Raw genomic sequence first — 12,218 nt, 5'->3', positions numbered from 1 at the left:
CGATGCTAAGGTCGGGACCGACAACAACCACGACCAGAACCACCCTGGGGACACCTCCTCACGACCGTGTGAGGGTCGCGGCTCGCTAGCGTGCGGGGATGATCACGAGCGAGCGTGCCCCGTCCGCGCTGGACCGCCTCGCGGACCGGTTCGTCGACGCCTACTGCGCCTCGCAGCCCGTCGTCGCGACCTACGTCGGCGTGCCGGGGCACGACGACCGGTGGCCCGACCTCTCCCCCGCGGGCCACGCCGCGCACGCGGACCTGCTGCGCCGCACCGTCGACGAGGTCACCGCCACCACCCCCGTCGACCACCGGGACGAGGTCGCCCGCAGCGCGATGCTGGAACGCCTCGGCGCCGAGCTCGCCCGCCACGAGTCCGGCTGGGTCCTGGCCGACCTCAACACCATCGACAGCCCGCTGCAGTGGTTCCGCGAGACGTTCGACCTCATGCCCGTCGACACCCCGCAGGACTGGGCGGTCGTGGCCCGCCGGCTCGCCGCGCTCCCGGCCGCCGTGGGCCGCTACCGGGACGGCCTCGACGCGGCGGCCGCCGCCGGGCAGGTGGCCGCGGCCCGCCAGGTCCGGCTCTGCGCCGGGATCGCCCGGCGGTGGGCCGGCACGGCCGGGCAGCCCGGCTTCTACGCCGACCTCGTCGCCCAGGGTCCGGCCGAGCTGCGCCGCGACCTCGGCACCGCGGCCACCGCGGCCGCGGGAGCGCTGCACGACCTGGCGGACCACCTCGAGACCACGCTGCTGCCGCAGGCGCCGACGACGGACGGGGTGGGCCGGCAGCGGTACGCGGTGGAGTCGCGGTGGTTCTCCGGGGCCGACCTCGACCTGGAGGAGACCTACGCCTGGGGCTGGGCGGAGCTCGCGCGGATCGTCGACGAGAAGGCCGCGCTGGCCGAGACCATCGCCCCGGGCGGGGGTTTCGCGGGTGCGGTGGCCGTGCTCGACGCCGACCCGTCGCGGGTGGTCCGCGGCCGCGCCGCGCTGCAGGAGTGGTTGCAGCGCACCGCGGACGAGGCCGTCGCCGCGCTGCACGGCGTGCACTTCGACGTGCCGGAGCCGGTGCGCCGCGTCGAGGGTCGGCTGGCCCCCACCTCCGGGGCCGGGGTGTACTACTCCGGGCCCACCGAGGACTTCAGCCGGCCCGGTCGCATGTGGTGGTCGCTGCCGGACGGCGTCGACGACATGACGACCTGGCGCGAGACCACCACCGTGTTCCACGAGGGCGTGCCCGGCCACCACCTGCAGATCGGCCAGACCGTCGCGAACGCCGACCTGCTCAACCGGTGGCAGCGCCTGCTGTGCACCGTGTCCGCGCACGCCGAGGGGTGGGCCCTCTACGCCGAGCGGCTCATGGGCGAGCTCGGCTTCCTCGACGACGCCGGGGACCGCCTCGGCATGCTCGACGCCCAGGAGCTGCGGGCGGCGCGGGTCGTCCTCGACATCGGCGTGCACCTCGACCTCCCGGTCCCGCCCGGGGTGGGTCTGGACGCGGACCGCTGGACCTACGACGCGGCGTGGGAGTTCCTCACCCAGCACGTCGACATGGACCCCGCGATGCTGCGCGACGAGCTGCACCGCTACCTCGGCTGGCCCGGCCAGGCCCCGGTCTACAAGGTGGGTGAGCGGACGTTCCTGGAGGGCCGCGAGGCGGCCCGCGCCCGGGCGGGTGGGGCGTTCGACCTCGTCGCCTGGCACCGCGCGGTGCTCGACCTGGGACCGCTCGGCCTCGACCCGCTGGCCGCCGAGCTCGAGAGGCTCTGAGCCCGAACGGCTCCGGGCCGGCGCTCAGCCGGACCAGGTGCCGCCCAACGACGGCGCCAGCCACCCGGGGGCGGCGGCGGAGAACTCCTGCGCGCCCAGCCGTCCCACCCCGGCGGGCACCACCCCCAGCAGCGGCACCCCCGTCACCGCGGGCAGGTCGGTGAGGTTGCAGCGCGCCGCGAGGTCCGGCTCCGCGGGCCACGAGCCGACGACCACCCCGGGGCACGCCACGCCCGCCTGCTGCAGCGCCCGCACCGTCAGCTCGGTGTGGTTCAGGGTGCCCAGCCCGGCCGCGGCCACCACCAGCACGGGCGCGCCGAGCGCCCGGGCGACGTCGAGGAGCGTGAACGCCCCCAGCCGGACCAGCACTCCCCCAGCCCCTTCCACCAGGACCGTGCGGTGCCGGGCGGCCAGCTCCCCGACGGCGGTGACGACGTCGTCGAGCCCGAGCAGCGGCAGGCCGGCCCGGCGGGCGGCGGTGTCGGGCGCCAGCGGGTCCGGGTAGCGGGCCAGCTCGCGGGTGGTCACCGGACCGGCCAGGCGCACCACCTCGGCGAGGTCGCCGGGCTCGTCGGGACCCACGCCGGTCTGACCCGGCTTGCACACCGCCACCGGTCCGGGCGCGCACGACGCCAGGGCGGCGGTGACGACGGTCTTGCCGACGTCGGTGGACGTCCCCGTCACCAGCAGGGTGCTCACAGCACCTCCGCCAGGACGCGGCCCACCAGGGCGACGTCGTCGTCGGTGAGGTCGGCCCGCGCCGTCAGCCGCAGCCGCGACGTCCCCTCGGGCACCGACGGGGGCCGGAAGCAGCCGACCCGGACCCCGAGCTCGGCGCAGCGGCGGGCCGCGGCCACCGCGACGTGCGGGTCGCCGAGGACCACCGACACCACGGCCGAGTCGGGCACGTCGACCCCGGCGGCCGCGGCCACCTCGCCCGCCCGGGCCAGCACCGCGGCCGGCAGGCCCGGCTCGGCCTCGAGCACGTCGAGCGCGGCGTGGGCGGCGCCGACGGCTGCGGGGGCCAGGCCGGTGTCGAAGATGAAGCTGCGGGCCGCGTCGACGAGGTGCGCCACGACGGGCGCGGCGGCCAGCACGGCGCCGCCCTGGCTGCCGAGCGACTTGGACAGGGTGAGCGTGACGACGACGTCGGGCTCGCCGGCCAGGCCGACCTCCTCGACCAGGCCCCGCCCGCCGCGACCCCGCACCCCGAGCCCGTGCGCCTCGTCGACCAGCAGCACCGCGCCGTGGGCCCGGCACACGTCGTGCAGCGCGCGCAGCGGGGCCAGGGAGCCGTCGGTGCTGGTCACCGAGTCGCACAGCACCAGCGCCCGCTCCTCGGTGCGCCCGGCCAGCGCGGCGCGGACCTCCTCGACACCGTGGCTGACGACCACCCGGGCCCGGGAGAGCCGGCAGGCGTCGACCAGGGAGGCGTGGCTGGCCGCGTCGGAGACCACCAGCGTGCCGGGCCCGGTCAGCGCCGTCACCGCACCCAGGTTGGCGGTCCAGCCCGAGGAGAACACCAGCCCCGCCTCGGCCCCGGTGAAGCGGGCCAGCGCCGCCTCCAGGTCGACGTGGGCCTGCGTCGTGCCCGTGACCAGCCGTGACCCGGTGGAGCCGGCGCCCCACGTCCGCAACGCCGCGACCCCGCCGGCGACCACGCGGGGGTCCCGGGCCAGGCCGAGGTAGTCGTTCGAGGCCAGGTCCAGCCCGGCCGCCCCGGGCGCGCGCGCGACCAGCTCGCGGCGCACCCCGTCGCGGCGGCGGGCGGCCTCGTGCCCGGCCAGCCACTGCAACGACTCGGGCAGGTCCACGGCCGTGCAGCCTACGTCCGGCTCACCCGGCGGCGGCCGCTGCCAGCACGCCCCGGCAGATCGTCGCGACGTCGTCGGGGGTGCAGACGAACGGCGGCATCACGTAGACCAGGTCGCGGAACGGGCGCAGCCACACCCCGGCCGCCACGGCCGCCCGGGTGGCCGCGGCCACGTCGACGGGGTGGTCGAGCTGCACCACCCCGATCGCGCCGAGCACCCGCACGTCCGCCACCCCGGGCAGCCGGCGGGCCGGGGCCAGCCCGTCACGCAGCCCCGCCTCGATGCGCCGCACCTCGCCGCGCCAGTCCCGGGAGAGCAGCAGGTCGATCGAGGCGTTCGCGACCGCGCAGGCCAGCGGGTTGCCCATGAACGTCGGGCCGTGCATCAGCCCGCCCGCCTCGCCGGAGCTGATGCTGCGCGCCACCTCGGCGGTGCACAGGGTGGCCGCCAGCGTCAGGTAGCCGCCGGTCAGCGCCTTGCCCACGCACAGGATGTCGGGGCTGATGCCGGCGTGGTCGGCCGCGAAGAGCTCACCGGTGCGGCCGAACCCGGTGGCGATCTCGTCGAGCACCAGCAGCACGTCGTGGCTGTGGCACAGCTCGCGGAGCACGTGCAGCAGCCGGGGGTCGTGGAAGCGCATGCCCCCCGCGCCCTGCACCACGGGCTCGACGACGACGGCGGCCAGCTCGCCCGCGTGGGCCTCGACCAGCCCGGCCAGGTGGGCCACGTAGTCGTGGGTGAGCTCGACCGGGGGCACGTCGGCGAAGACCTGCTCGGCGAGCACGTCGGTCCACAGCGAGTGCATGCCGCCGTCGGGGTCGCAGACGCTCATCGGGGTGAAGGTGTCGCCGTGGTACCCGCCCCGCCACGTCAGCAGCCGCTTCTTGCCGGGGTTGCCGCGGGACCGGTGGTGCTGCAGCGCCATCTTGACCGCCACCTCGAGCGAGACCGACCCGGAGTCGGCCAGGAACACGTGCTCCAGGCCGTCGGGGGTGATCTCCACCAGCCGCCGGGCCAGGGTCACGGCGGGCTCGTGGGTGAGCCCGCCGAACATGACGTGGCTCATCCGCCCCAGCTGGTCGGTGGCGGCGGCGTCGAGCACCGGGTGGCGGTAGCCGTGCACCGCGGCCCACCAGGAGCTCATGCCGTCCACCAGCTCGGTCCCGTCGGCCAACGTCAGCCGGACGCCCTGCGCGGAGACGACCACCCGCGGCTCCGCGGCGGCGGGGACGGCGCCGTAGGGGTGCCACACGTGGGCGGCGTCGAGGGCGAGGATCTCCGCTTCTCTCACCCCGGGCACGGTACGGACCCCCGGGCGGGCGAGATCACGGTCGAGGCGGGGCTGCCGGGCCCCGGCGCCCACTAGGGTCCTGGCGGTGGCCCCGACGACTCCGACGACCAGTGCGACCACCCACCAGACCCCGGTCACGGTCTGGCCGGGCAGCGCGTACCCCCTCGGCTCGACCTACGACGGCTCCGGCACCAACTTCGCGCTGTTCTCCGAGGTGGCCGAACGCGTCGAGCTCTGCCTGATCGACGACGACGGCGTGGAGCAGCGGGTCCGGCTCGAGGAGGTCGACGGGTTCGTCTGGCACGGCTACCTGCCGCAGGTCCAGCCCGGCCAGCGCTACGGCTACCGGGTGCACGGCCCGTGGGACCCGCAGAACGGGCTGCGCTGCGACGCCTCCAAGCTGCTGCTGGACCCGTACGGCAAGGCGTTCGACGGCGAGTTCGACGGCGACCCGTCGCTGCTGAGCTACGACCCCGACGAGCCCGACGAGCTCGTGGTCGCGGACTCGCTCGGCCACACCAAGACCACGGTCGTCATCATCCCCTACTTCGACTGGGGGTACGACCGCGCGCCCAAGACGCCGTACTCCGAGACGGTCATCTACGAGGCGCACGTCAAGGGCATGACCATGCGCCACCCCGGGGTGCCCGACGAGCTGCGCGGCACCTACGCGGGCCTCGCCCACCCGGCGATCATCGAGCACCTGACGACCCTGGGGATCACCGCGATCGAGCTCATGCCGGTGCACCAGTTCATGCAGGACCAGGTGCTGCTGGACAAGGGGCTGCGCAACTACTGGGGCTACAACTCCTTCGGCTTCCTCGCCCCGCACGACGAGTACGCGGCCACCACCGCGGTGGGCGGCGCCGTGGGCGAGTTCAAGTCGATGGTGCGCACCTTCCACGAGGCGGGCATCGAGGTCATCCTCGACGTGGTCTACAACCACACCGCCGAGGGCAACCACCTGGGTCCGTCCATCATGTTCCGCGGCATCGACAACGCCGCCTACTACCGCCTGGTCGACGGCGACGAGGCGCACTACATGGACTACACGGGCACCGGCAACAGCCTCAACGTCCGCCACCCGCACTCGCTGCAGCTCATCATGGACTCGCTGCGGTACTGGGTGACCGAGATGCACGTCGACGGGTTCCGCTTCGACCTGGCCTCCGCGCTGGCCCGCGAGCTGCACGACGTCGACAAGCTCAGCGCGTTCTTCGACCTCGTCCAGCAGGACCCGGTGGTCAGCCAGGTCAAGCTCATCGCGGAGCCGTGGGACGTCGGCGAGGGCGGCTACCAGGTGGGCAACTTCCCCGCGCTGTGGACGGAGTGGAACGGCAAGTACCGCGACACCGTCCGCGACTACTGGCGCTCCGAGCCGGCCACCCTGGGCGAGTTCGCCTCCCGGCTCACCGGTTCCTCCGACCTCTACGCGTTCTCCAGCCGCCGTCCGGCCGCGAGCATCAACTTCGTCATCGCCCACGACGGGTTCACGTTGCGTGACCTGGTGTCCTACAACGAGAAGCACAACGAGGCCAACGGCGAGGACAGCCGCGACGGGGAGAGCCACAACCGGTCCTGGAACTGCGGCGTCGAGGGCCCCACGGACGACCCGGAGGTCCTCGCGCTGCGGTCGCGCCAGCAGCGCAACGTGATCGCCACCCTCATGGTCAGCCAGGGCACGCCGATGCTCGCCCACGGCGACGAGATGGGCCGCACCCAGCTGGGCAACAACAACGTCTACTGCCAGGACTCCGAGCTGGCCTGGGTGGACTGGGAGCTGGCCGAGACCGAGGCGGACCTGGTCGCGTTCACCGCGCGGGCGATCGCGCTGCGCACCGAGCACCCCGTGTTCCGGCGTCGCCGCTTCTTCCAGGGCGGCCCCATCCGCCGCGGCGACGAGAGCCGCGACATCGCGTGGCTGACCCCGGCGGGCGAGGAGATGACGCCCGAGGACTGGGACTCGGGCTTCGGCAAGTCCCTCGCGGTGTTCCTCAACGGCGACGCCATCCCGGAGAAGGACCGCCGCGGCGAGCGGGTCACCGACGACTCGTTCCTGCTGTGCTTCAACGCCCACTACGAGCCGCTGGACTTCGTCACCCCCGACGGGCCCTACGCCGACGAGTGGACCGTCGAGCTCGACACCGCGACCCCCACCGGGGAGCGCACCGAGCAGGACACGCTGGTGGTGGTCGCGGGCACGGCCACCACCGTCCCGGCGCGCGCGCTGCTCGTGCTGCGCAAGACGGCCTGAGCCGACGAGACTGGGCGCGTGCCCGCCCCGATCCCGGTCCTGTCCACCTACCGCCTGCAGCTCCACGGGCCGGGTGAGGACGGTGTCCCCGCCTTCACCCTCGCCGACGCCACCGCCCTGCTCGACCAGCTGCAGGACCTGGGCGTCAGCCACGTGTACTGCTCGCCGGTGCTGCAGGCCAGCGCGGGCTCGCAGCACGGCTACGACGTGGTCGACCCCACCGCCGTCTCGGCCGAGCTGGGCGGGCCGGAGGCGCTGGCCGCGCTGGGCGCCGCCGCGCACGAGCGCGGCATGGGTGTCGTCGTCGACATCGTGCCCAACCACGTGGGTGTGGCCGTCCCGGCCGAGAACGGCTGGTGGTGGGACCTGCTGACCCACGGCGCCGACTCCCCGTACGCCCGGTACTTCGACGTCGACCTGGCGCCGGACAACGGGTGCGGCGGCCGGATCGCGCTGCCGGTGCTCGGCTCCGACGACGACGTGGCCGAGCTCGAGCTGCGCACCGGGGGCCCGGGCGGCGAGGAGACGGTGCTGGCCTACTACGAGCACGAGTACCCCGTCGCCCCCGGCACCGGGGAGGGCACCGCGCAGGAGGTGCACGACCGGCAGGCCTACCAGCTGGTCTCCTGGCGGGCCGGGCTCGTCGGCTACCGCCGCTTCTTCACCGTCAGCGACCTCGCCGCGCTGCGCCAGGAGGACGGCGCCGTGTTCGACGCCGCCCACGTCGAGGTCGCGCGGTGGGCGCAGGAGGGGCTGGTGGACGGCATCCGGGTGGACCACCCCGACGGCCTCGCGGACCCCCTGGACTACCTCACGCGGCTGCGCGGGGTGCTGGGCCCCGACCGCTGGCTCGTCGTCGAGAAGATCCTCGGCGCCGACGAGGAGCTCGACGCCGCCCTGCCCGTCGCCGGCACCACGGGCTACGACGCGCTGCGCGAGGTCGGCGGCGTGCTCGTGGACCCGGCGGGCGAGGCGCCGCTGACCGCGTGGTGCCGCGCCCGGGCCGGGGACGGCTTCGACGCCGCGTCGCTGGAGGAGGCCGAGCGCGAGCTCAAGCGCTCGGTGGTGCTCGACGGGCTGCGCCCCGAGCTCGAGCGCCTCACCCGGGCGGTGGCCGCCGTCGCGCCCGGTGCCGGGCACGAGGAGCTCGTGGCCGCCCTGGCCGAGGTCGTCGCCGTCAACCCGCTGTACCGCTCGGACTACCCGTCGCTGGGCGCGGTGCTGCCCGCGGCGCTCGCCCGGGTCGCCGCCGACCGGCCCGACCTGGAGACCGCGCTGGGGCACGTGGCCGCGGCGCTGGCCGCCGGGGACGAGGCCGCCACCCGGTTCCAGCAGGTGTGCGGGGCCGCCACCGCCAAAGGCGTCGAGGACTGCCTGTTCTACCGGGCCAACCGGCTGCTGACGCTGCAGGAGGTGGGCGGGGCACCCGGTCGGTTCGGGATGAGCCCGGCCGAGGCGCACCTGCGGGCCGGCCGGCGCGCCACCGCGTGGCCCGCGGCGATGACCACCCTGTCCACCCACGACACCAAGCGCGGGGAGGACGTCCGCGCCCGGATCGGCGTGCTGTCCCAGGTGGCGGAGCGCTGGACCGCCGCCGTCGACGGCTGGGAGGCCACCGCACCGACCCCGGACCCGGCCACCGGGTTCCTGCTGTGGCAGACCGTGCTCGGCGTGTGGCCCGCCGACGACAGCGCCCCGGACCCGACCGTCGTCGCCCGGCTGCACGCCTACGCGGAGAAGGCCGTGCGGGAGGCCGGCACCCGCACCGGCTGGAACGACGTCGACGAGGACTTCGAGACGGCCGTGCACACGTGGATCGACGCCGTGTGCACCGGCCCGGTGGCCGCGGAGCTGGGTGCGCTGGTGGCCGAGCTCGCCCCGCACGGGTGGTCGGACTCCCTGGCGCAGAAGCTCCTCCAGCTCGCCGGGCCCGGGGTGCCGGACGTCTACCAGGGCACCGAGCTGTGGGAGGACAGCCTCGTCGACCCGGACAACCGCCGCGAGGTCGACCACGCCCACCGCCGCGAGCTGCTGGCCGGGCTGGACGACTGGGCGCCGCAGGTCGACGCGAGCGGCCGCGCCAAGCTGCTCGTGGTCCGGGAGTCGCTGCGGCTGCGCCGGGAGCGCCCCGCGTCGTTCGTCGGCGGGGCCTACCTGCCGCTGCTCGCCGAGGGGCGCAGCGCGCGCCACGTCGTCGCCTTCGCCCGGGGGGCCGAGGCGGCCGAGCCCGACGTCGTCGCCGTCGCCACCCGGCTCTCGGTGCGCCTGGACGGGTGGGCCGGGACCACCCTGGCGCTGCCCGCCGGCACGTGGACCGACCGGCTCACGGGCACCACCCACGAGGGCACCGTCGACCTCGGGGACCTGCTCGAGCGGCTTCCGGTCGCGCTGCTCGAGCGAGGCTGACCCGCCGCACTTCACAGCAGGCTCACACGGTGCCACGATGGGCGCACCCCGAGCCCGTGGAGGAGACGTGCGGTACAACCCACCCCCGACCTGGCCGCAGCCTCCGGCCGGGTGGTCCCCGCCACCCGGCTGGCAGCCCGACCCCGCGTGGGGCCCGCCCCCGCCCGGCTGGGCGCTGTGGGTCCCGGAGGAGGGCTCGTCCGGCGGGGCCCGCCGTTCCGGGGCGGTGTGGGCCGCGGTCGGCGTCGTGGTGCTCCTGCTCGTCGCGGGCGGTGTGGTCGGCGCCGTCCTGCTGACCCGGGGCTCCGACGGCTCGTCGACGGTCGCCGCCCCCGGTGGAGCGGCCCCGACGACCGGCGCCGAGGCCGCGGGCAGCTCCGGCGGGGCCGCGGGGGGCTCGGCGACCACACCCGCCACGGCGTCGGCACCGGGGCCCTCCGGGTGCGCGGCCGTGCCGGCCACCAGCAGCGACCCGGCGCCCCTCGGCCAGGGGGCCGTCGTCGGGTCGTTCTGCGTCGCCGTCACCCGCGTGGTGCAGGACGCGACCGCCGCCGTGACCGCCGCGAGCTCGCTGAACCCGCCGCCGAAGAACGGCCGCTACCTCGTGCTCACCCTCGACGCGCTGAACCAGTCGGGCAGCAGCGAGGACCCCTACTTCGCGCTGTACGTCAACCTGCGCACCCAGGGCGGCACCACCTACGAGGACACCGACTGCACGGCCGTCCTCGACGACGACCTCGTCTCGTCGGGCGACACCGCCCCCGGGGCGCGCGCCACCGGGTCGGTCTGCCTCGACGTGCCGTCCGGTGACCTGCCCGGGGCGGAGCTGACCATCTCCGGGGCAAGAGGGGAGAACACCCGGGTCTTCGCCACCCGCTGACCCCGGGCCCGGTTCGCCCCGCCGCCGCCGACCCGACAGGATCGGCGGTGTGAGCGAGCACTTCAGCGTCTGGGCCCCCGTCCCCGTGCAGGTCGAGGTCGAGGTGGACGGTGCCGTCCACCCGATGACCCGGTCCGACGACGGGTGGTGGCACGCCGACGTCGAGGCCGCCACGGCCACGAGCCGCTACGGGTTCCGGCTCGACGGCGAGGACCGCGCGCTGCCCGACCCGCGCTCCGCGCGCCAGCCCGACGGGGTGCACGAGGCCTCCCAGCTGCACGCCGTGGACCCGGCCGTGTGGACCGACGAGTCCTGGACCGGCAGGCAGCTGGCCGGGTCGACGCTCTACGAGCTGCACGTGGGCACGTTCACCCCCGGCGGCACCTTCGACGCAGCCGTCGAGCGGCTGGACGACCTCGTCGACCTCGGCGTCGACCTCGTCGAGCTCATGCCCGTCAACGCCTTCGGCGGCACCCGGGGCTGGGGGTACGACGGCGTGCTCTGGTACGCGGTGCACGAGCCCTACGGCGGCCCGGACGGCCTGGCCCGCTTCGTCGACGCCTGCCACGCCCGCGGCCTCGGGGTGGTGCTCGACGTGGTCTACAACCACCTCGGCCCGTCGGGGAACTACCTGGGGCGCTTCGGCCCCTACCTCGTCGAGGGCGGGGGGAACACCTGGGGCGACAGCGTCAACTTCTCCGGGCCGGACTCCACCGAGGTGCGCGAGTACGTCATCGGCAACGCGCTGCGCTGGTTCTCGGAGTTCCACGTCGACGGGCTGCGGCTCGACGCCGTCCACGCGCTGGTCGACGAGTCGGCCACCCACGTCCTCGAGGAGCTCGCGGTGCGCACCGAGTCCCTCTCGGTCCACCTGGGACGGCCGCTCTCGCTCGTCGCGGAGAGCGACCTCAACGACCCGCGCCTCGTGACCCCCCGCGCCGCGGGCGGGTACGGCCTGGACGCGCAGTGGGACGACGACCTGCACCACGCCATCCACACCGCGGTCACCGGGGAGCGGCAGGGCTACTACGCCGACTTCGGCTCGATGTCGTGCCTGGCGACGACCCTGGGCCGCGCCTACTTCCACGCCGGCACGTGGTCGAGCTTCCGCGGGCGCGTGCACGGCCGGCCCATCGACACCCGCACCACCCCCGCCCACCGGTTCCTCGCCTACTCCTCCGACCACGACCAGGTGGGCAACCGTGCCGTGGGGGACCGCCCGTCGTCCTACCTCTCCCCCGGCCTGCAGGCCGTCTCGGCCGCGCTGGTGCTCACCGGGCCCTACACCCCGATGATCTTCATGGGTGAGGAGTGGGGGGCGAGCACGCCGTTCCAGTTCTTCACCTCCCACCCCGAGCCCGAGCTGGGCGAGGCGACGGCGAAGGGGCGCAAGGCGGAGTTCGCCGAGCACGGCTGGGACGCCGACGAGGTGCCGGACCCCCAGGACGAGGCCACCTTCACCCGCTCCCGGCTGGACTGGTCGGAGCGCGGGCAGGCGCCGCACGCCGAGGTGCTGGCGACGTACCGGGACCTGCTGGCGCTGCGCCGCTCCCGCCCCGAGCTGACCGACCCGTGGCTGCGCTCGCTGCACACGGCGTACGACGAGGACGAGCGCTGGATCGTGCTGTACCGGGGGTCGCTGCGGGTGGCGTGCAACCTCTCCGGCACGCCCGTCGAGGTGCCGGTGACGGGCACGGTCGTGCTGGCCTCCACCGCCCCCGAGGTGCGGGACGGGTCCACGGTGGTCGCCGCGGAGTCGTTCTGCGTGCTGGACACGAGCGCCTGAGCGTCCCGGCCC

At 75.2% G+C, this 12,218-nt stretch carries 8 protein-coding genes; 5 read left to right on the top strand and 3 right to left on the bottom strand.

From position 1 onward, the window contains the following. The first annotated feature begins 98 nt into the window (after positions 1 to 98). On the top strand, positions 99 to 1,775 hold the full coding sequence (locus tag ACYVOF_RS09070; protein ID WP_460865763.1) for a DUF885 domain-containing protein: 1,677 nt from the start codon (positions 99 to 101) through the stop codon (positions 1,773 to 1,775). 24 nt (positions 1,776 to 1,799) lie between these two features. Here ACYVOF_RS09070 and bioD read toward each other — a convergent pair whose 3' ends face one another. From bioD to ACYVOF_RS09055, 3 genes are read right to left on the bottom strand one after another with little or no spacing between them, the layout of a single operon-like run. Next, a complete protein-coding gene (gene bioD / locus ACYVOF_RS09065) occupies positions 1,800 to 2,474 on the bottom strand; it encodes a dethiobiotin synthase (RefSeq protein WP_460865761.1) in 675 nt (224 codons plus the stop codon). Continuing rightward, entirely contained in the window at positions 2,471 to 3,589 is a 1,119-nt protein-coding gene (locus ACYVOF_RS09060; protein WP_460865759.1) for an 8-amino-7-oxononanoate synthase, read from the bottom strand. The genes bioD and ACYVOF_RS09060 overlap by 4 nt, the downstream gene beginning before the upstream one ends. Before the next feature lie 22 nt (positions 3,590 to 3,611). Further along, positions 3,612 to 4,880: an adenosylmethionine--8-amino-7-oxononanoate transaminase gene (locus tag ACYVOF_RS09055; protein WP_460865757.1), complete on the bottom strand. Its 1,269-nt coding sequence runs from the start codon at positions 4,878 to 4,880 to the stop codon at positions 3,612 to 3,614. Between the two features lie 85 nt (positions 4,881 to 4,965). Between ACYVOF_RS09055 and glgX the strand changes: the two genes are divergently transcribed. From glgX to treZ, 4 genes are read left to right on the top strand one after another with little or no spacing between them, the layout of a single operon-like run. Next, a complete protein-coding gene (gene glgX, locus ACYVOF_RS09050) occupies positions 4,966 to 7,134 on the top strand; it encodes a glycogen debranching protein GlgX (protein WP_460865755.1) in 2,169 nt (722 codons plus the stop codon). Between the two features lie 30 nt (positions 7,135 to 7,164). After that, complete coding sequence (treY, locus tag ACYVOF_RS09045) at positions 7,165 to 9,540, top strand: malto-oligosyltrehalose synthase (RefSeq protein ID WP_460865870.1); 2,376 nt, start codon at positions 7,165 to 7,167, stop codon at positions 9,538 to 9,540. A 37-nt stretch (positions 9,541 to 9,577) separates the two neighbouring features. After that, positions 9,578 to 10,420, top strand: a complete 843-nt coding sequence (locus ACYVOF_RS09040; protein ID WP_460865753.1) for a hypothetical protein — start codon at positions 9,578 to 9,580, stop codon at positions 10,418 to 10,420. Between the two features lie 49 nt (positions 10,421 to 10,469). Then, positions 10,470 to 12,206 carry a malto-oligosyltrehalose trehalohydrolase gene (gene treZ, locus ACYVOF_RS09035; RefSeq protein ID WP_460865751.1) on the top strand — a complete coding sequence of 579 codons (1,737 nt, stop codon included), beginning with the start codon at positions 10,470 to 10,472 and terminating at the stop codon, positions 12,204 to 12,206. The last annotated feature ends 12 nt before the right edge of the window (positions 12,207 to 12,218 follow it).

It is taken from the genome of Rhodococcus aerolatus (genome assembly GCF_054783215.1).
This window is presented reverse-complemented; position numbering and strand designations above follow the sequence as displayed.